Source organism: Ewingella sp. AOP8-B2-18, from assembly GCF_052376015.1.
In the GTDB taxonomy this organism is placed as follows: domain Bacteria; phylum Pseudomonadota; class Gammaproteobacteria; order Enterobacterales; family Enterobacteriaceae; genus Ewingella; species Ewingella allii.
Window position 1 is genome coordinate 212187 of sequence record NZ_JBQSVB010000003.1, and the last position, 19833, is coordinate 232019.

16 protein-coding genes are annotated in these 19833 nt (G+C 52.4%); 14 read left to right on the plus strand and 2 right to left on the minus strand.

From position 1 onward, the window contains the following. Nucleotides 1-439: 439 nt before the first annotated feature. Nucleotides 440-1591, minus strand: coding sequence for a methionine adenosyltransferase (gene metK, locus ACT3RR_RS08895; protein ID WP_353503365.1), 1152 nt, complete (start codon nucleotides 1589-1591; stop codon nucleotides 440-442). A 921-nt stretch (nucleotides 1592-2512) separates the two neighbouring features. Between metK and speA the strand changes: the two genes are divergently transcribed. From speA to ACT3RR_RS08940, 9 genes are all read left to right on the plus strand, one after another. Next, nucleotides 2513-4495: a biosynthetic arginine decarboxylase gene (gene speA, locus ACT3RR_RS08900; RefSeq protein WP_353503364.1), complete on the plus strand. Its 1983-nt coding sequence runs from the start codon at nucleotides 2513-2515 to the stop codon at nucleotides 4493-4495. Nucleotides 4496-4680: 185 nt separating this feature from the next. Further along, nucleotides 4681-5604, plus strand: coding sequence for an agmatinase (gene speB, locus ACT3RR_RS08905; protein ID WP_353503363.1), 924 nt, complete (start codon nucleotides 4681-4683; stop codon nucleotides 5602-5604). A gap of 208 nt (nucleotides 5605-5812) precedes the next feature. Beyond that, nucleotides 5813-6712 carry a GntR family transcriptional regulator YhfZ gene (gene yhfZ, locus ACT3RR_RS08910; protein ID WP_353503362.1) on the plus strand — a complete coding sequence of 300 codons (900 nt, stop codon included), beginning with the start codon at nucleotides 5813-5815 and terminating at the stop codon, nucleotides 6710-6712. Between the two features lie 45 nt (nucleotides 6713-6757). Next, entirely contained in the window at nucleotides 6758-7108 is a 351-nt protein-coding gene (locus tag ACT3RR_RS08915) for a PRD domain-containing protein (protein WP_353503361.1), read from the plus strand. A gap of 94 nt (nucleotides 7109-7202) precedes the next feature. After that, nucleotides 7203-8369, plus strand: a complete 1167-nt coding sequence (locus ACT3RR_RS08920) for a YhfX family PLP-dependent enzyme (RefSeq protein WP_353503360.1) — start codon at nucleotides 7203-7205, stop codon at nucleotides 8367-8369. Beyond that, nucleotides 8366-9622 carry a phosphopentomutase gene (locus ACT3RR_RS08925; RefSeq protein ID WP_496200134.1) on the plus strand — a complete coding sequence of 419 codons (1257 nt, stop codon included), beginning with the start codon at nucleotides 8366-8368 and terminating at the stop codon, nucleotides 9620-9622. The genes ACT3RR_RS08920 and ACT3RR_RS08925 overlap by 4 nt, the downstream gene beginning before the upstream one ends. After that, nucleotides 9619-10509, plus strand: a complete 891-nt coding sequence (locus tag ACT3RR_RS08930) for a phosphotriesterase-related protein (RefSeq protein ID WP_353503358.1) — start codon at nucleotides 9619-9621, stop codon at nucleotides 10507-10509. Before ACT3RR_RS08925 ends, ACT3RR_RS08930 begins: the two co-directional genes overlap by 4 nt. Before the next feature lie 17 nt (nucleotides 10510-10526). Beyond that, nucleotides 10527-10880 carry a DUF2620 domain-containing protein gene (locus ACT3RR_RS08935; RefSeq protein ID WP_034793057.1) on the plus strand — a complete coding sequence of 118 codons (354 nt, stop codon included), beginning with the start codon at nucleotides 10527-10529 and terminating at the stop codon, nucleotides 10878-10880. A 16-nt stretch (nucleotides 10881-10896) separates the two neighbouring features. After that, nucleotides 10897-12189: a YhfT family protein gene (locus tag ACT3RR_RS08940; RefSeq protein WP_353503357.1), complete on the plus strand. Its 1293-nt coding sequence runs from the start codon at nucleotides 10897-10899 to the stop codon at nucleotides 12187-12189. A 128-nt stretch (nucleotides 12190-12317) separates the two neighbouring features. Here the strand turns inward: ACT3RR_RS08940 and ACT3RR_RS08945 are convergent, their stop codons facing one another. Further along, nucleotides 12318-13070, minus strand: a complete 753-nt coding sequence (locus tag ACT3RR_RS08945) for a metalloprotease LoiP (protein WP_353503356.1) — start codon at nucleotides 13068-13070, stop codon at nucleotides 12318-12320. A gap of 249 nt (nucleotides 13071-13319) precedes the next feature. Between ACT3RR_RS08945 and tkt the strand changes: the two genes are divergently transcribed. The 5 genes from tkt to ACT3RR_RS08970 all read left to right on the plus strand — a co-directional run bounded on the left by tkt (nucleotide 13320) and on the right by ACT3RR_RS08970 (nucleotide 19826). Next, a complete protein-coding gene (gene tkt / locus ACT3RR_RS08950; protein ID WP_353503355.1) occupies nucleotides 13320-15314 on the plus strand; it encodes a transketolase in 1995 nt (664 codons plus the stop codon). Nucleotides 15315-15825: 511 nt separating this feature from the next. Next, entirely contained in the window at nucleotides 15826-16842 is a 1017-nt protein-coding gene (epd, locus tag ACT3RR_RS08955; RefSeq protein ID WP_485902545.1) for an erythrose-4-phosphate dehydrogenase, read from the plus strand. 71 nt (nucleotides 16843-16913) lie between these two features. Then, nucleotides 16914-18077 carry a phosphoglycerate kinase gene (gene pgk / locus ACT3RR_RS08960; protein ID WP_353503353.1) on the plus strand — a complete coding sequence of 388 codons (1164 nt, stop codon included), beginning with the start codon at nucleotides 16914-16916 and terminating at the stop codon, nucleotides 18075-18077. Between the two features lie 127 nt (nucleotides 18078-18204). Beyond that, entirely contained in the window at nucleotides 18205-19284 is a 1080-nt protein-coding gene (gene fbaA / locus ACT3RR_RS08965; protein ID WP_034793046.1) for a class II fructose-bisphosphate aldolase, read from the plus strand. A gap of 158 nt (nucleotides 19285-19442) precedes the next feature. Further along, the gene (locus tag ACT3RR_RS08970; protein ID WP_496200135.1) at nucleotides 19443-19826 is read left to right on the plus strand and encodes a lysozyme inhibitor LprI family protein; all 384 of its coding nucleotides are present in this window, start codon (nucleotides 19443-19445) and stop codon (nucleotides 19824-19826) included. Nucleotides 19827-19833 lie beyond the last annotated feature (7 nt).

Consider the following 19833-nt stretch of genomic DNA (forward strand, 5'->3'; position numbering starts at 1 on the left):
TAGCAATAATGCTTAGCTTGTTATGTTATTTACCCTTGCCCACGCATAAAGTGAGCCGGATCACAGCGTTGTAATCGTTTACACTTATCGAATCAATTGCATATCAGGTTCGTAAAGCTTTTGCGAGGAGCCATGCCGGGGAAAGGGTTTGCGATGAAGAGTAATACGGAATTCTTTGACTTTAATCAATCAGTATTGACTTATAAGTCACTGATTTTATCCCTAATCGTATGATTGTAAAGAAAATATACTTTGTAATCGCTTCCATTTTAATGTTTTTTTCGTTTACCACCCCGGTATCCGCTTTTTAGTGTAGTCGCTAATGCTTAGTGCGCTTAGTTTACGGCGCAGGGCAACCGGCAGGGTACGATGAAAATTCAGGCATAAAAAAGCCCGATGCGTTAACACCGGGCTATTTGCACTCTGTAATGAAAAGCGATTACAGGTTGGCGGCTTCGCGCAGTTGCGCTGCCTTGTCAGTTTTTTCCCAAGGGAAGTGCTCGCGGCCAAAGTGGCCGTAGGCTGCAGTTTCTTTATAGATTGGGTGCAGCAGGTCCATCATCTGGATCAAACCGTATGGGCGCAGGTCGAAGAATTCACGCACCAGCAGCGTTAACTGCTCGTTGGAAACTTTACCGGTACCGAAGGTTTCAACCATGATTGAAGTGGGTTCTGCTACGCCAATAGCGTAAGAAACTTGGATCTCACAACGGTCTGCCAGGCCCGCTGCCACGATGTTTTTCGCCACGTAGCGCGCAGCGTAGGCCGCAGAACGGTCAACTTTAGACGGGTCTTTACCAGAGAACGCACCGCCGCCGTGACGCGCCATGCCGCCGTAGGTGTCAACGATGATTTTACGGCCAGTCAGACCACAGTCGCCCATTGGTCCACCGATAACAAAGCGGCCTGTTGGGTTGATGTGATATTTGGTGCTGGCGTTCAGCCATTCTGCTGGCAGAACGGGCTTGATGATCTCTTCCATCACGGCTTCTTGCAGGTCTTTCAGCGCGATGTCTTCAGAGTGCTGAGTCGACAGTACAACGGCGTCGATACCGACGATTTTGCCTTCGTCATACTGGAAAGTGACCTGGCTTTTCGCATCCGGGCGCAGCCATGGCAGCGTGCCAGATTTGCGAACTTCAGCCTGACGCTGAACCAGACGGTGTGCATAAGTCACGGGTGCAGGCATCAGCACGTCGGTTTCATTGGTCGCATAACCAAACATCAGACCCTGGTCGCCTGCGCCCTGTTCCAGCGGATCAGAACGGTCAACACCCTGATTAATATCAGGAGATTGCTTACCGATAGCGCTGAGAACGGCGCAAGAGTTGGCGTCAAAGCCCATTTCTGAATTGACGTAACCAATCTCACGGATGGTCTGACGGGTTATTTCTTCTACGTCTACCCAGGCGCTGGTGGTGATTTCGCCACCTACTAATACCATGCCGGTTTTAACGTAAGTCTCACACGCCACGCGTGCTTTTGGATCTTGCTCTAAAATCGCGTCGAGGACGGCATCGGAGATTTGGTCTGCGATTTTATCTGGATGTCCTTCTGAAACAGATTCGGACGTAAAGAGGTGTTTAGCCATTATCTTCTTTACCTTCATACGACGGGTTAGAAATCACTGCATAGCGATGGGAACACGGCAGATAAAGAGTCCGGCTCTTATATCGTCGAATGCATCCTGCACGTCCCCACAAGGCAAAGACCTTCAGCAGTTTGACAGTTAATCCACAACATCGTGTAAGAATAATCCATAAGAAGGATATAGACGGATTAACATCTGGACGGCTATTTTAGGATAGCAGCTGTTACAAAAGCCAGTCATTTTTGTGATAGAAGTAGCCATTATGTGCGGCTTTAGCGTGACATTCACGGATCGAAACAATCCTCTGCGCAATTTCATTTTGCAATTACAGCGGGTTGTCGGTATAACGGCCCGCGCACTGAATGTTTCATTCATCCAGCGTATTCCAGTGTTTACTGTTTCTCAGCAAGACTGCCCGCCGGTGATGCGTGGCACGTGTGGAGGTGGTTAGATTAATGACCCACTTTTTACCGTTTGTAACATTTCTACAGCATCCCCTGCAGGCCGGTTTAATTGCTGCAGCACTCCTTTCTGAAAAATTTCTGTCATCTATCCGATGTTATAAACAGCTGGTCCGTCATTCGGCAGCGTTTAGACAGCCTGACTATAGACAGCTCAGTCCAACATTTCTGAGCGCTACTCAGCGACATCGGGCCGGTTAATATCTTTTCTCCCGTTAAAACTGACGTAGCCCGCCATTGAGGGGCGATAGCCCTATGGGTGGGTTCTGGCTCGTTCACCGGAGTCCGGCATCATGTTTACAAGCAAAAGAATTCTATAATCATATGAGTGATAAACAGTTTGCGAACGCGGCTTTGCAGGGTTTTCTCCTGTCGCAAAGCCCGCTGTTTGGGTTGTTCTCACTTGTTGTTACTGCGATAGTGGCTGGCGATGTGGTCAGTGTTACAAGAGGATTTACTTATGTCTGATGACATCCAGTCCCACCGTCCGTCACATGCGGGCGATTCTGTTTCTTTGCGCTCCATGCAGGAGGTTGCCGTGAACGATCGTGATGCCAGCAAAATGCTGCGCACCTACAACGTTGCCTATTGGGGTAACAATTATTATGACGTCAACGAACTGGGCCACATCAGCGTCTGCCCGGATCCAGATGTTCCGTCTGCCCGCGTGGATTTGGCGAAGCTGGTAAAAGATATGCGCGAGCAGGACGGCCAACGTCTGCCAGCGCTGTTCTGTTTCCCACAAATTTTACAGCACCGTCTGCGCTCGATTAACGCCGCGTTCAAACGCGCCCGTCAGTCCTTCGGCTATGAGGGTGATTACTTCCTGGTTTATCCGATTAAGGTCAACCAGCACCGCCGCGTCATTGAATCACTGGTTGAATCCGGTGAGCCGCTGGGTCTGGAAGCCGGTTCTAAAGCCGAGCTGATGGCCGTTCTGGCCCACGCAGGCATGACCCGTTCGGTGATTGTTTGTAACGGCTATAAAGACCGCGAATACATTCGTCTGGCGTTGATTGGCGAGAAGCTGGGCCACAAGGTTTACTTGGTTATCGAAAAGATGACTGAGATTAAGCTGGTGCTGGAAGAGGCTGAGCGCCTGAACGTGATCCCACGTCTTGGCGTGCGCGCGCGTCTTTCCTCCCAGGGTTCCGGCAAATGGCAGTCGAGCGGCGGCGAGAAGTCTAAATTCGGTTTGGCGGCCTCGCAGGTTCTGCAACTGGTTGAAATGCTTCGTGAGGCTGGGCGTCTGGAAAGCCTGCAACTGCTGCACTTCCATTTGGGTTCCCAGCTGGCGAACATCCGTGATATCTCCACCGGCGTGCGTGAATCTGCCCGCTTCTACGTCGAGCTGCACAAGCTTGGCGTGAACATTCAATGCTTCGACGTGGGCGGCGGCCTCGGCGTGGACTATGAAGGGACGCGCTCCCAGTCAGATTGCTCGGTCAACTATGGCCTGAACGAATACGCTAACAACGTGATTTGGGGTATCGGCGACGCCTGTAATGAGCACGGCCTGCCGCACCCGACGGTGATCACCGAGTCTGGCCGCGCCGTGACTGCGCACCACACCGTGCTGGTGTCCAACGTGATTGGCGTTGAGCGCAACGAGTTCCGTGATCCGGTAGCGCCGGGTGACGACGCGCCGCGCGCTCTGAGCAGCATGTGGGACACGTGGAATGAAATGCATGATCCGGAAAATCGCCGCTCTCTGCGCGAATGGCTGCACGACAGCCAGATGGACCTGCACGACGTCCATAGTCAGTACGCGCACGGGATTTTGGATTTGACTCAGCGCGCCTGGGCTGAAGATATCTATCTGAATATTTGCAATATGATTCAGGATCAGCTGGATCCGAGCAACCGCGCGCACCGCCCGATCATTGATGAGCTGCAAGAGCGCATGGCGGACAAGCTGTACGTCAACTTCTCGCTGTTCCAGTCAATGCCGGACGCGTGGGGTATCGATCAGCTGTTCCCGGTTCTGCCACTGGAAGGGTTGGATAAACCGCCGGTAGGCCGCGCGGTGCTGCTGGACATCACCTGTGACTCCGACGGCACCATCGACCATTACATCGACGGTGACGGCGTGGCGACCACCATGCCAATGCCGCCGTATGATCCAGAGAACCCGCCAGTGCTGGGCTTCTTCATGGTCGGCGCTTATCAGGAAATCTTGGGTAACATGCACAACCTGTTCGGTGATACCGCCGCGGTTGACGTGTTTGTCTTCCCTGATGGCAGCATTGAAGTTCAGCAATCAGACGACGGCGACACCGTGGCTGACATGCTGGAATACGTGCAGCTGGACCCTAATGTGCTGCTCGCCCGCTTCCGCGATCAGGTGAAAGAAACCGATCTGGATGAAGCTCTTCAGGCCCAGTTCGTCGAAGAGTTTGAATCCGGCCTGTACGGTTACACCTATCTGGAAGAAGACGAGTAAGGCGGCTGATATTCCGGCTTGAAGGTAAGCCGGAATAGGGTAAAATCCGCGCCATTAGCAAGACATATTGATTCTGAAGATCCCTTCCTCGTCGGGTAAACGACGCGGTGGGGATTTTTTTTCATCTATACTTCACCACTCCGTCATGGCTGTCGCCCTGCGGCGTAGCAAAAGAGGATCGTTTAATGAGCACTTTAGGTCATCAACCTGATAACTCCCTGGTTTCCAACGCGTTTGGTTTCCTGCGCTTCCCACTGAATTTTCAACCTTATGAAGCTGATGCTGATTGGGTTATCACCGGCATTCCTTTCGACATGGCGACTTCTGGCCGTTCTGGCGCACGTCTTGGCCCGGCGGCAATTCGTCAGGTATCTGTGAATCTGGCGTGGGAAGGCAAACGCTGGCCGTGGGATTTCGACCTGCGCGACCGTCTGAAAGTGATCGACTGCGGCGACGTGGTGTTCAACTTTGGCGACGCACAGGACCTGACCGACAAGCTGCAACAGCACGCTGAAAAAGTGCTGGCCTCCGGCAAACGCATGCTCTCTTTCGGTGGCGACCACTTCGTGACTCTGCCACTGCTGCGCGCCCACGCGAAGCACTTTGGTAAAATGGCGCTGGTGCATTTCGATGCCCACACCGACACCTACTCTAACGGCAGCAAATTCGACCACGGCACCATGTTCTTCCATGCGCCGAACGAAGGTCTGATCGATCCAAACCACTCCGTGCAGATCGGTATTCGTACTGAGTTCGACAAGGATCTGGGCTTCACCGTGCTCGACGCCGCGCAGGTTAACGACCGCACCGTTGACGACATTCTGGCGCAGGTTAAGCAGATCGTTGGCGATCTGCCGGTGTACCTGAGCTTCGACATCGACTGTCTGGATCCGGCACATGCTCCGGGTACCGGCACTCCGGTGATTGGCGGCCTGACCTCAGATCGCGCGCTGAAACTGGTTCGCGGCCTGAAAGATTTGGATCTGGATATCGTCGGCATGGACATCGTTGAGATTGCCCCCGCTTATGACCAGTCGGAAATCACCGCGCTGGCTGCCGCCACTTTGGCGTTAGAAATGTTGCACGTACAGGCTTCTAAAAAAGCGTAATTGTTTAAGCTAGAAAGCTAAGCTATTGTAAAATAATCTGTTCTGAAGCCCGGTCTTTACCGGGCTTTTTTTCTTTGTGATCTTCGCCTCACTATAAGTTTTTCCTCTTTGATTAATACCTTCAAATAAATGAATATTTAAATCATCAAATTGTTGAAGATTTTTATGTTATTTTCGACCTCTCTAGTGCGTCGCGGAAATTGCCAAAATGAGTATGACATTCATCAAGAAAGAAGGTATTGCCCTCGTTAGCCTCGCCAGATATTTGCTGGTTATGAAAGGAGGCGAGCGTCTTAGAACCATTGATGAGATGTCGGATGAATTCTCGCTATCAGTCGGAGTGGTGCAGAACGCGCTGAAAACCCTGGAAGCGAACGATTCAATCAAGCTTGAGCGTCGCGGGCGTAACGGCACCATTTTGAAAGAACTGGATATGTCCAAGCTGCTGCAACAGGCGGATTTAGGCAATCTGGTTTGCGCCATGCCGTTGCCGTACACCAAATTATATGAAGGGCTGGCCAGTGGCCTGAGATCGCAATTCACCACTTTGCCGCTGTTTTTTGCCCATATGCGCGGCGCCGAAGTGCGTATCAACTGCCTGATCGAAGGTATTTATGATATCGCCGTGGTGTCCCGTCTGGCGGCTGACAGTTACATCGAGCAAGGCAAAGTGGTGACGGCGGTGAATCTTGGTCCGCGTTCATATGTCGATGGCCACCAGTTGATTTGCCGCCAAGGGGCATCGGGCGAAATTCGCCGCGTAGGCTTTGACCCAAGCTCCCCTGACCAGCGGCTGCTGAATGATATCGCTTTTGCTGGCAAAGAGGTGGAGTGGGTCGAGACGCCTTATAGCGAATGTTTGCGCCATATTGAAAACAACATGATTGATGCCGCGATTTGGAACGTCAGCAATGCCCAGCCGAATCCGATGCTGGAAGCCCACCCGCTGACCGGCGATCCGCGTTATCAGCAGGCGTCGGAGGCGGTGATTTTGGTGCGAAAAGACAATGCGCCGATCCTGCGATTGCTCACCACCCTGGTGGACACTTTTGCCCTGTTGAATCATCAGCAGGCCGTTGAACGAGGCGAGATCGAACCTCGTTATTAGTTTTTAGACTACAGGCGCTTAGGTGCTATACACAAAGAGGAAGTTATGGAAACAAGACTCGCTATTCTGGCCGAGGCCGGGGTGATTGATGAAGACATTCATCAGGCAATGAGATTAGTCACATTGCGTCTGGAGCGTCACTGGCAGTTGCCGGTGAGAACCGAGCAGGGGATTTTGGCACTGACCCACCTGGCTAACGCCGTGATGCGTGCGCGTCGTGGTGAAGAGATTCAGGGCATTGATGACGAACTGCGCGCCGAGCTGGAAAGTCTGGAAGAATTCAACCAGATAGCCGTTATCCATCAGGACGTAATGGGCCATTTTCCATTGAATGTGCCGGAGCATGAAGTGGGTTACCTGCTGGTGAACATTGCGGGTTTGTATCAGAACCGCTAAGCGAGTGGCACTGACAAGTTGTCGCTATTTTTCACGATTTAAATATTCAAAAAAATGATTATTTAGACTGTAAGCAGAAAGGGAAAGCCAACTCATGTTTTTACACGCTTTGGAAAAACAGAATCCAGCTCTCATCGACGCCGCCGTCGCGCTGTGGCGCAAAGGCGAAATTGCACCGGATACCTGTGTGATTGATGTCGATCAGATGCTCAGTAATGCCCGACTTTTGCTGGCCGAGGCAAAGCGTTTAGGCATTACGCTCTATGCGATGAGCAAGCAGGTCGGGCGCAATCCGCATCTGTGCCGTTTGCTGATTGAAAGTGGTTTTACCGGCATTGTGGCGGTGGATTTTAAAGAAGCACGCCAGCTAATGCGCCACGGCATTCCGGTTTCTCACGTGGGGCATCTGGTTCAGCCGCCGGAAAGCATGATTGCCGAAGTGCTACGCCATCGCCCGGAGGTGGTAACGGTATTTTCGCTGGAGAAAGCCCGCAGTATTTCTGCCGCGGCCCTTGAGGCCGGGATTGTGCAGCCGTTGCTCTTAAAGGTTACTCATGCCGGTGACGCTTTGTATAGCGGCCAAGAGGGCGGTTTTGAACTTAGCGAGCTGCCGCAGGTTGTGGCGCAATTAAATACGCTGGCGGGCGTGAGCATCGCCGGTGTGACGCACTTCCCGTGCATGCAGTATGACCCTAAACAGCAGCGCACCGTGCGCACCGCCAACATGGACACTCTGCTGTCGGCTCGCGACATTTTGGTCGAGCAGGGCGTGGACGTCATCCACGTCAACGCCCCGAGTGCCTCGAGCTGTGAAACCTTTGCCGAGTTGGCGCAGTTGGGCGTCACTCACGCCGAGCCTGGCCACGCCTTAACCGGCACGACGCCAGCTAACCAGCGCGGCACCTGTCAGGAAAAAATTGCCATGCTGTATCTCACCGAGGTATCGCATCAGTACGAAGGGCGCGCTTACTGCTTTGGCGGCGGATATTACCGCCGTGGCAATCTGGAGAATGCGCTAGTCATTGACGGGGATGACCGCCGCCGCGACCGCGTTATCGCACCGGACATGACCAGCATCGACTACTGCTTACAGCTTACCGAGTCACACCCTATCGGCAGCGCGGTGGTGATGTGTTTTCGAACCCAAGTGTTTGTCACCCGTAGCGATGTGGCATTGATCAGCGGCGTTTCAACCGGAAAGCCGGTGTTAATCGGCCTGTACGACAGTGTGGGTAATTCCATTAAGGCGGAGGCGAAATGAGTAAATATATTGTTTTGGTGATCGACAGTTTCGGTATCGGTGAGATGCCCGATGTGCCAGACGTTCGCCCGCAGGATATCGGTGCTAACACCTGTGGTCATATCCTTGAACGCCTGCCTGAACTGAATTTACCCGTGATGCGCAGTATGGGTTTGATGAATGCGCTGGGCTATCCGGTGGGTTGTATGACCCCTTCTGAGACCGCGACTTTTGGCCGTATCGGCTTGCAGCACGAGGGCGGAGACACCTTCGTCGGCCATCAGGAGATCATGGGCACGCTGCCATTGCCGCCGTTGACCATGCCGTTCTCGGCGGTGATTGATGAAGTCGAACAGGCATTGCGGTTGAAAGGTTTTGTGACAGAACGTATTGTTCTCAACGATTTAAGCTACCTGTGGGTGAACAACGCGGTGGCAATTGGCGACAATCTGGAAGCCGATGTAGGTCAGGTTTATAACATCAGCGCCAATTTGTCACAGGTCAGCTTCGCGCAAACGCTGGACATTGGCCGCTGCGTTCGCGCCTGTGTCAAAGTCGGGCGGGTGATCGCTTTCGGCGGTGAAATCGACAATAGCAGCTCGATTCGCGATGCTGCCGAAGTGCGCGATGGTAAATACATTGGCATCAACGCGCCGCGTTCCGGTTTGTATCGCAAAAACTTTCAGGTGGCCCATTTGGGTTACGGCGTTGACGAAAAGACTCAGGCTCCGGCGAAATTGCACGATGCAGGTATCAAAACAGTGCTGGTGGGCAAAGTGGCGGACATTGTCTCCAATGAGCATGGTACGAGTTACATGCAACTGGTTGACTCGCAAACCATTCTCGACATCACGCTGCAAGAAATCAGCCAGTCGGGCGACGCTTTTATTTGTACTAACATTCAGGAAACGGATTTGGCAGGGCATGCAGAAGACGTGGAGCGTTACGCCGATCGCCTGCAAGTCGTCGATAAGTCGCTGGCGCAGTTTATTGACGCCATGCAGCCTGAAGACTTACTGGTGGTGATTGCCGATCACGGCAATGACCCAACGATTGGCCATAGCCGCCATACCCGTGAGCAGGTTCCCTTGTTGGTCTATCAACATGGATTACCGCCGGTTGAGCTGGGCTGGCGCACTACGCTTTCAGACGTAGGCGCTAGCGCCTGTGACTTTTTCGGCGCTGAACCGCCGCAAAACGGTCGCTCTTTCTTGCCTTTAATGTCGCTTAAAACCACGACGAGTACTTCGCCAACACCGGAGAAAAAACCATGATCAATCCACTGGGATATACCTATGCTCACGAGCATTTGCATATCGATTTGTCCGGTTTTAAGGACAATATCGACTGCCGTTTAGATCAGTACGAACCTCTGTGCGCCGAGATGCGCACTCTGGTGAGCAAAGGCGTGCTCAATATTGTCGAAGTGACCAACCGCTATATGGGGCGCAATGCTCAGTTTATGTTGGATTTAATGCGCGATACCGGCATTAACGTTTTGGCTTCAACGGGTTATTACACCGACAGCTTCTATCCGGGCCACGTGCGTAATACCAGCGCCCAGCAGTTAGCGGCAGAAATGATTGGTGAGATTGAAAACGGTATCGATGGCACTGCGCTTAAGCCTTGTGTCATCGCCGAAATCGGCACCAGCGAAAACCTGATCACCGATGATGAGGCCAAAATGTTCCACGCTGCGGCGCTGGCTCATCATGCAACAGGTTTGCCGATTTCAACCCATACCAGCTTCAGTACCATGGGGCCGGAGCAGGTCGTGATGCTGGAAAATCATGGCGTTGCGTTAGAGAATGTGGTGATTGGTCACTGTGATCTGAAAGACGATCTGGACCAAATTTTCCGTATGCTCGACAAAGGCGTTTATGTACAGTTCGACACAATCGGTAAAAACAGCTACTTCCCGGACACCCGTCGGGTCGAAATGCTGCACGCGCTGATTGAACGCGGATTCTGCGACAAAATCATGTTGTCGATGGACATCACGCGTCGTTCTCATCTGCAAGCCAATGGCGGCAGTGGCTTTAGTTATTTGGTTGATACTTTTGTTCCCATGTTACTCGGCGCGGGCATTACTCAGCGTCAGGTTGACACTTTACTTCGCGATAATCCGGCGACTTTCTTTGGTCGTGCCGGCGCACTCTGAGCATTAAGGTAAATAAAATGAAAAAAATTGGTATTGCAGGACTACAGCGCGAGCAGATTCAAAAACTGGTAGAAGCCACAGCACCCGGCGAATTCGAATGTCACATTTTAAGTGATATGGAAGCCGCCTCAAAAGTGAAAAAAGGCGAGCTGGATTACTACATTGGCGCCTGTAACACCGGCGCGGGCGCGGCACTGTCGATGGCTATCGCCATCATCGGGTACAACAAAAGTGCCACCATTGCTAAGCCGGGTATTCAGGCGAAAGCCGATCAGGTTGCGAAATTCATTGCTGAAGGCAAAGTGGCTTTCGGTCTGTCGGTCGAGCACGTGGAACACGCAATCCCACTGTTGATCACCCAGTTACGTTAATCGTGAGATAACCACTATGGAATACGTACACATTGTTGTGGTGGCGTTATTAACCGGGATGACCGCCTTACTGGCGCACAAATCGGTTGCAGTGTTTCATGACGGTATCCGACCAATTCTTCCGCAACTGGTAGAAGGTAATATGAGCCGCCGTGAGGCGGGCAGTATTGCATTTGGTCTGAGCGTGGGCTTTATCGCGTCAGTGGGGATTTCCTTCACCCTGTCGACCGGCCTGCTTAACTCATGGTTACTGTTCCTCTCCACCGATATCATCGGCGTGCTGGCGATTAACGCCTATCTGGCCTTCGGCTTAGGGGCTATCTGGGGCGTGTTGGTGTTCACCAGCCTGCCTGCGGTAAACAGCGTGCTGACCTCGCTGCCGGTTAACTTTATCGGTTCGCTGGGTGAGCTGAGTTCGCCCGTTATCTCCGCGTTTGCACTCTTCCCGCTGGTGGCTATTTTCTATCAGTTTGGCTGGAAGTCGGGCGCTATCGCGGCGCTGCTAGTGCTGCTGACTCGCCTGCTTATTGTGCGATTCACGCCGCTCTCTCCAGAATCTATCGAGATTTTCGTCGGTATGATTTTGCTGATTGGCATCGCGATTTACAAAGATATCAAGGCCAAAGCACACCTCGGCGGTGGTGGCGAGTCGATGTTCGAAGAGCGAACCTCGCGCATTATTAAGAACTTGCCGCTCATCGCGATTGTCGGTGCACTGATCTCTGCGGTGGCCAGCATGAAGCTGTTCGGCGGCAGCGAAGTGTCGATTTACACCTTGGCAAAAGCCTATGCGCCGGGCGTGTCTCCGGCGGACTCTGCGAGCCTTATCCATCAGGCAGCACTGGCTGAATTCATGCGCGGCTTGGGCTTCGTGCCAATGATTGCCACCACGGCGCTGGCGACCGGGGTCTACGCCGTAGCCGGTTTCACCTTCGTCTTCGTGGTGGGTTATTTGGTGCCGAACCCGTGGTTAGCTGCACTGCTGGGCGCAATTGTGATCAGCTTAGAAGTGCTGTTGCTGCGTTCAATTGGTAAATGGATGGGGCGTTTCCCGTCGGTGCGTAATGCGTCTGACAACATTCGTAATGCCATGAACTTGCTGATGGAATACGCGCTGCTGATTGGTGCCATCTTCGCCTCGATTAAAATGGCGGGTTACACCGGTTTCACCATGACCACCGCGATTTACTTCCTCAACGAAGCCTTGGGTCGCCCAGTACTGAAAATTGCAGCGCCAGTGGTTGCGGTTATCATTACCGGTATCGTGCTTAACTTGTGCTTCTGGGCGGGTATTTTTATCCCAGCATAAGATAAAGCCAGTAATGCAGATATCAACCTGGTCACGTCATTGAATGGCGGGAAATCAACAGGTTGGAAAGGCAAAGGCGCGGATCACACCGCGCCTTTGTGCTTTTGGTGCAGAGCTGTTGTGAGGCGTTACTGTCCGGCAGCAATGCGTTCGCGAATGTGCTTGGCGCGAGCTTCGGAAGAAGGGTGGTCGTCAAACCAGCCAATGCTGCTGCCTTGTTCCATTTTTGCCAGTTTTTCGAAGCTGGTGGCGAGGCCAGTCGGGTCGATGCCGCGTTTCTTCAATAAGTCGAAGGAGTAGTCATCCGCTTCTGATTCTTGCTTTTGCGAGAACTGGGCGTTGACATATTTTTCACCCAGATCGGCGAGTTGTGACTGTGACAGCGTGGCGCTGATGCCGCCCAGTGACGAAGCCGCGGAGCGCGCGGCGGTGGCACCGTAGGCAACCTGCATCGCTTTGCGGGTATGGCCGAGGGCGACGTGGCCCATTTCGTGGCCCAGCACGCCTTCTACTTCGTTGTCATTCATCATGTCCATCAGGCCGCTATAAACGCGAATACAGCCGTTGGCCATGGCCCAGGCGTTGACGTCTTTGGTCAGGTAAACCTTATAGTTGGCGGGCGTGCCGTTGATGTTGTCACCCAGCGCGGCAGAAATTTTCTTCAGGCGTTGAGCGTATTCGCTATTGTCTGGCGCGATTTGGGCTTTCTTGTCCATCTCTTCGCAAGACTGCACGCTGAGGGTTTTAACATCAGCGTCAGACAAGGTGGCAGCCTGATAAGCCTGAGAGCCGGACTGCATCAGGGTGTCGGTATTCAGATTGGCGCAGCCAGCCAGCAGGGTCGCAAGGCTTAGGCTCAACAGCGCAGGAGTCATTTTCATCAGTTTTGGTTCCCAAAAGTAACAATCAGAAGCAAAGAAAAAGCCTTAAAAAAGGCCTTAACGACAAGGATAGCGGTAAATTAGGCTTTTAGGGCTTGCCGTTCTATAGTTGATATCCTAAAAATTGCACTGATCTAAAAGTCTTTTTTGTGAAGTTCATCACGCGTGTTAATAGAGATTGCCGTTTTAATGCCTAGTCTGAGAAAATGACTTTCTTGACTGCTTTTTTAATCCGACCTGGAGTAGAACATGTCCTCTCGTAAAGAGCTTGCGAACGCTATCCGTGCATTGAGTATGGACGCCGTGCAGAAAGCGAATTCCGGCCACCCTGGCGCCCCTATGGGCATGGCTGATATTGCCGAAGTCCTGTGGCGTGACTACCTGAACCACAACCCAACTAACCCACACTGGGCTGACCGCGACCGCTTCGTGCTGTCTAACGGTCACGGTTCTATGCTGATTTACAGCCTGTTGCACCTCACTGGCTACGACCTGCCAATCGGCGAGCTGGAAAACTTCCGTCAGCTGCACTCTAAAACCCCGGGCCACCCAGAATACGGTTACACCCCAGGCGTTGAAACCACTACTGGTCCACTGGGTCAGGGCATTGCAAACGCAGTAGGTTTCGCTATCGCAGAACGCACGCTGGGCGCGCAGTTTAACAAGCCGGGTCACGACATCGTTGACCACCACACCTACGCCTTCCTGGGCGACGGTTGTATGATGGAAGGCATCTCGCACGAAGCCTGTTCACTGGCTGGAACCATGAAACTCGGCAAACTGACCGCGTTCTATGATGACAACGGCATCTCCATCGATGGCCACGTTGAAGGCTGGTTCACTGATGACACTGCTAAACGTTTCGAGTCTTACGGCTGGCACGTAGTGCGTGGTGTTGATGGTCATAACCCAGACTCCATCAAAGCGGCTATTGAAGAATCCCACAAAGTAACCGACAAGCCATCCCTGCTGATGTGCAAAACCATTATCGGTTTCGGTTCACCGAACAAAGCCGGTACCCACGACGTGCACGGTGCTGCGCTGGGTGCTGCGGAAGTGGCTGCAACGCGCGAAGCGCTGGGCTGGAAATACGCCGCCTTCGAAATTCCACAGGACATTTATGCTCAGTGGGATGCTAAAGAAGCCGGTAAAGCGAAAGAAGCCGCGTGGGACGCTAAGTTCGACGCGTACGCGAAAGCTTACCCAGAACTGGCAAAAGAGTTCAAACGCCGTATCAAGGGTGAACTGCCAGCTAACTGGGAAACTGAAGCACAGAAATTCATCGAGCAGTTGCAGGCTAACCCTGCCAACATCGCAAGCCGCAAAGCGTCACAAAACGCGCTGGAAGCTTTCGGTAAAGTGCTGCCAGAATTCCTCGGCGGCTCTGCTGACCTCGCGCCAAGCAACCTGACCATGTGGTCTGGTTCTAAGTCTATCGGCGACGATCAGGCGGGTAACTATATTCACTACGGCGTGCGCGAATTCGGCATGACCGCAATCACCAACGGTATCGCTCTGCACGGCGGTTTCCTGCCGTACTCTGCGACCTTCCTGATGTTCGTTGAATATGCCCGTAACGCGGTGCGTATGGCGGCACTGATGAAGATCCGTAACGTGTTCGTCTACACCCACGACTCTATCGGTCTGGGCGAAGATGGCCCAACGCACCAGCCGGTTGAGCAAATTGCCAGCCTGCGCGTTACGCCAAACATGAGCACCTGGCGTCCAGCGGATCAGGTTGAATCTGCCGTAGCCTGGAAATACGCTATCGAGCGCAACGATGGCCCGGTTACTCTGATCTTCTCTCGTCAGAACCTGACCCAGCAACCGCGTACTGCCGAGCAATTGGCAAACGTGGCGCGCGGTGGTTACGTGCTGAAAGACAGCGAAGGCACGCCAGACGTGATTCTGATCGCGACCGGTTCAGAAGTGGGCATCACCGTAGAAGCCGCTGACAAGCTGGCCGCTGCGGGCACCAAAGTGCGCGTAGTGTCTATGCCTTCTACCGACGCCTTCGACAAGCAGGACGCGGCTTACCGTGAATCTGTACTGCCGAAAGCCGTTACTGCTCGCGTAGCAGTAGAGGCGGGTATCGCTGACTACTGGTTCAAATACGTTGGCCTGAACGGCGCTATCGTGGGTATGCACAGCTTCGGCGAGTCTGCACCAGCTGATCTGCTGTTCAAAGAGTTCGGCTTCACTGTCGACAACGTCGTAGCTCAGGCTCAATCTTTGCTGAAGTAATTCGCTAAAAGACCGAGCCAAAAGGCATCCTTCGGGATGCCTTTTTTATGGCGGGTTTGCAATGAAAGAGTATGACCCGGCTCGCAGTTCTCGTTAGCAATGACGTAGGTCAAACTGCGTGGCCGCCGCCTCGGCTACACTCAAATTCCCTAATCAGTATTTAATGTTGTCCGTTGAATGATAAAAAGGCTGACGTAAATACGATGTAAACGTTAAAGCGGGGGAGCGAAGGGCTTGGCTGTGGCGATTTTTTCAGCGATCGCTTCAGGAAATGCGCCGAAATCGGGCGGATTATTCCTTTTGCATACGCTTTCGTTTATGCTCTGCTGAACCGTTTCAGTTGCAAAGTTAGTGGTTAACGTCGCCGCTGAGTGGTTAACGTGTTTTTACAATAATAGCGAAACGCCGTCCCGGCATGCAGAAACGTTGTTGAGAATGATTCACCGTTACTGCGCACTGCATTACTATAGGGTTACCACCATTAGGTAACAACCGTGTAACAGGGAGAAGTATGCCAATACGTATTGCAATTAATGGCTTTGGTCGCATCGGCCGTAGCGTATTGCGCGCGTTATATGAATCCGGGCGTCGGGCAGAAATTAGCGTTGTCGCTATTAATGAACTTGCCAGCCCAGAAGGCATGGCTCACCTGTTGAAGTACGATTCCAGCCACGGGCGTTTCCCATGGGATGTCAGACAGGAAGGCGAACAGCTCTACGTGGGCGATGACAGCATCCGCCTGTTACACCAACCCGATGCAGCCAAGCTGCCGTGGGGTGAACTGAGCGTTGATGTGGTGCTGGATTGCACCGGCGTCTACGGCAGCCGTGAGGATGGCGAGATTCAGCTCAAAGCCGGTGCCAAGAAAATCCTCTTCGCCCACCCAGGCGGACACGATCTTGATGCCACCGTGGTCTATGGCGTCAACCACCAACTGCTTGAACGCCAGCACCGTATTGTCTCCAATGCTTCCTGCACTACCAACTGTATTATCCCAATTATCAAGCTGTTGGACGATGCTTATGGCATTGAGTCCGGCACCGTAACCACCATCCATGCGTCGATGAATGACCAGCCGGTCATTGACTCTTACCATGCCGATTTACGTCGCACCCGCGCAGCAAGTCAGTCAATTATCCCAGTAGATACTAAACTTGCTGCTGGTATCACGCGCATCATGCCGAAGTTCTGCGATCGCTTCGAAGCTATCTCAGTTCGCGTGCCGACCATCAACGTGACGGCAATAGATTTAAGCGTTTTTGTCGAGGGAAGTGTGGCGGTCGAAGAGGTCAACCAGCTGCTGCAAAAGGCCGCACATGGTGCTTTTCGTGGTATAGTTGACTATACCGAACTACCATTAGTCTCGACAGATTTTAACCATGATCCACACAGTGCCATCGTGGATGGCACCCAAACGCGGGTCAGTGGTCAGCACCTGATTAAGACACTTGTCTGGTGCGACAATGAGTGGGGTTTTGCTAACCGAATGTTGGATACAACATTGGCAATGTCCGCTAGCGGTTTCTAGTACGGCACTCCCAGCTTGTTGCTGGAATTGCCCTCAAGCAACTTTAAAGAGAATCAACGAGAGGATTCACCATGTCTGTAATTAAGATGAGCGATCTGGATTTAGCGGGTAAACGCGTACTGATCCGTTCAGACCTGAACGTACCAGTAAAAGACGGCAAAGTGACGTCTGATGCCCGTATCCGTGCTTCTTTGCCTACTATCGAAGCCGCCCTGAAACAAGGCGCTCGTGTGATGGTAACTTCGCATCTTGGTCGTCCGACTGAAGGCGAGTACAACGAAGAGTTTTCTCTGCTGCCAGTAGTTAACTACCTGAAAGATAAGTTGTCTTCTCCTGTTCGTCTGGCTAAAGATTATCTGGACGGCGTTGATGTTGCTGAAGGTGAGCTGGTTGTTCTGGAAAACGTTCGCTTTAACAAAGGCGAAAAGAAAGACGACGAAACCTTATCTAAAAAATACGCTGCCCTGTGTGACATCTATGTGATGGACGCATTCGGTACTGCGCACCGCGCGCAGGCATCTACTCACGGTGTGGGTAAATTCGCACCAGTAGCTTGTGCAGGTCCACTGCTGTCTGCTGAGCTGGAAGCACTGGGCAAAGCGCTGGGTAATCCAGCTCGCCCAATGGTTGCTATCGTGGGTGGTTCTAAGGTTTCTACCAAGCTGACCGTGCTGGAATCCCTGTCTAAAATCGCTGATCAGCTGATCGTAGGTGGTGGTATTGCTAACACCTTCGTTGCCGCGCAAGGCAACAACGTGGGCAAATCCCTGTACGAACCAGACCTGTTAGACACCGCGAAAAAACTGCTGGAAACCTGTGATATCCCAGTTCCAACAGACGTTCGCGTAGCGACTGAGTTCTCTGAAACTGCAACGGCTACCGTTAAGCAAGCTTCAGAAATCAAAGACGACGAACAAATTCTCGACATGGGCGACGTTTCTGCAAATCGTCTGGCCGAGATCATCAAAAACGCGAAAACCATTCTGTGGAATGGTCCGGTTGGCGTATTCGAGTTCCCTAACTTCCGTAAAGGGACTGAGATTGTCGCGAACGCGATTGCTGACAGCGAAGGTTTCTCCATCGCAGGCGGCGGCGACACTCTGGCAGCTATCGACCTGTTCGGTATCGCTGACAAAATTTCCTATATCTCCACTGGCGGCGGCGCATTCCTTGAGTTCGTTGAAGGGAAACAACTGCCAGCTGTTGTGATGCTAGAAGAGCGTGCTAAGAAGTAATGAACTTGAGTAGGCGGCATAAGGCTGCCTACTTTTCTATTTCGCGCGAGGGGCTGCACAGTGGAACTCAGGCGAGATAGCAACCGATTCAAATCCATCTACGGCCGACGAAAAAGGACACCGAACTATGTCTAAAATTTTTGATTTCGTAAAACCTGGCGTCATCACTGGTGATGATGTGCAGAAAGTTTTCGCTATTGCTAAAGAAAACAACTTTGCTCTGCCAGCAGTTAACTGCGTAGGCACCGACTCTATCAACGCCGTTCTGGAAGCTGCTGCTAAAGTTCGCGCTCCAGTTATCGTGCAGTTCTCTAACGGTGGCGCTGCGTTCATCGCGGGCAAAGGTCTGAAAACTGACGTGCCACAAGGCGCGGCAATCCTGGGTGCAATCTCTGGCGCACACCACGTTCACCAGATGGCTGAGCACTACGGTGTTCCAGTTATCCTGCACACCGACCACTGCGCGAAGAAACTGCTGCCATGGATTGACGGTCTGCTGGACGCTGGCGAAAAACATTTCGCGAAAACCGGTAAGCCACTGTTCTCTTCTCACATGATCGACCTGTCAGAAGAATCTCTGGAAGAAAACATCGAAATTTGCAGCAAGTACTTAGCTCGCATGGCAAAAATCGACATGACTCTGGAAATCGAACTGGGTTGCACTGGTGGTGAAGAAGATGGCGTTGATAACAGCCATATGGACGCATCAGCTCTGTATACTCAACCACAAGACGTTGATTACGCTTACGAAAAACTGAACGCCATCAGCCCGCGCTTCACTATCGCTGCGTCATTCGGTAACGTTCACGGCGTGTACAAACCAGGTAACGTTAAACTGACTCCGACCATCCTGCGTGATTCTCAAGAGTACGTTTGCAAGAAACACAACCTGCCACACAACTCCCTGAACTTCGTATTCCACGGCGGTTCTGGTTCTACTGCTGCTGAAATCAAAGAGTCTGTGGGTTACGGCGTGATCAAAATGAACATCGATACCGACACCCAATGGGCTAACTGGGACGGTATTCTGCAGTTCTACAAGAAAAACGAAGCTTACCTGCAAGGTCAGTTGGGTAACCCGGAAGGCGCGGACAAACCTAACAAGAAATTCTATGACCCACGCGTATGGCTGCGTGCTGCACAGTCTTCCATGGTGACTCGCCTGGAACTGGCATTCAAAGAACTGAACGCCATCGACCGTCTGTAATTCAACCATTCTGATCTTTGGATCAGAGAGTGAGAATTACCTTAAAAGGGGCTTCGGCCCCTTTTTTTATTGTCTATAATCCGGCAAACATATGCCTGACTCTCCACAGGCTGGCTCTTTATAGGCACTCCACAGGCTCTCCATAGGAAAACAGGAAAATGCGTCTTACCGTTCTGCTGACTTTGTTAGCTTTGACCCCGCTGGCCCACGCCGCCGAGGTTGATTGCAAAAATGCCAACACCCAAACTGACATGAATATCTGCGCCGCGCAGGAATTCAAACACAGCGATGCCCTGTTAAATCAGGCCTATAAGCTGAAGATGTCGCAACTCAATGCTGACCAGCAGAAGAAGTTGAAAGTGGCGCAGCGCAGCTGGATTGCTTTCCGCGACAGCGACTGTGACTTCCAATCTTCTGGCGTTGAAGGCGGCTCAGCGCAGCCGATGGTGTATTCCCAATGTCTGCAAGCGAAGACCGAGCAGCGCACCAAAGAAATTAATGACATTATGCACTGCGAAGAAGGTGATTTAAGCTGTCCATAACATGAGG

Bases quoted from the DNA above. Each gene is read 5' to 3' on its own strand.
- metK (WP_353503365.1), bottom strand. From the start codon at position 1,591: ATGGCTAAACACCTCTTTACGTCCGAATCTGTTTCAGAAGGACATCCA.
- speA (WP_353503364.1), top strand. From the start codon at position 2,513: ATGTCTGATGACATCCAGTCCCACCGTCCGTCACATGCGGGCGATTCT.
- speB (WP_353503363.1), top strand. From the start codon at position 4,681: ATGAGCACTTTAGGTCATCAACCTGATAACTCCCTGGTTTCCAACGCG.
- yhfZ (WP_353503362.1), top strand. From the start codon at position 5,813: ATGAGTATGACATTCATCAAGAAAGAAGGTATTGCCCTCGTTAGCCTC.
- ACT3RR_RS08915 (WP_353503361.1), top strand. From the start codon at position 6,758: ATGGAAACAAGACTCGCTATTCTGGCCGAGGCCGGGGTGATTGATGAA.
- ACT3RR_RS08920 (WP_353503360.1), top strand. From the start codon at position 7,203: ATGTTTTTACACGCTTTGGAAAAACAGAATCCAGCTCTCATCGACGCC.
- ACT3RR_RS08925 (WP_496200134.1), top strand. From the start codon at position 8,366: ATGAGTAAATATATTGTTTTGGTGATCGACAGTTTCGGTATCGGTGAG.
- ACT3RR_RS08930 (WP_353503358.1), top strand. From the start codon at position 9,619: ATGATCAATCCACTGGGATATACCTATGCTCACGAGCATTTGCATATC.
- ACT3RR_RS08935 (WP_034793057.1), top strand. From the start codon at position 10,527: ATGAAAAAAATTGGTATTGCAGGACTACAGCGCGAGCAGATTCAAAAA.
- ACT3RR_RS08940 (WP_353503357.1), top strand. From the start codon at position 10,897: ATGGAATACGTACACATTGTTGTGGTGGCGTTATTAACCGGGATGACC.
- ACT3RR_RS08945 (WP_353503356.1), bottom strand. From the start codon at position 13,070: ATGAAAATGACTCCTGCGCTGTTGAGCCTAAGCCTTGCGACCCTGCTG.
- tkt (WP_353503355.1), top strand. From the start codon at position 13,320: ATGTCCTCTCGTAAAGAGCTTGCGAACGCTATCCGTGCATTGAGTATG.
- epd (WP_485902545.1), top strand. From the start codon at position 15,826: ATGCCAATACGTATTGCAATTAATGGCTTTGGTCGCATCGGCCGTAGC.
- pgk (WP_353503353.1), top strand. From the start codon at position 16,914: ATGTCTGTAATTAAGATGAGCGATCTGGATTTAGCGGGTAAACGCGTA.
- fbaA (WP_034793046.1), top strand. From the start codon at position 18,205: ATGTCTAAAATTTTTGATTTCGTAAAACCTGGCGTCATCACTGGTGAT.
- ACT3RR_RS08970 (WP_496200135.1), top strand. From the start codon at position 19,443: ATGCGTCTTACCGTTCTGCTGACTTTGTTAGCTTTGACCCCGCTGGCC.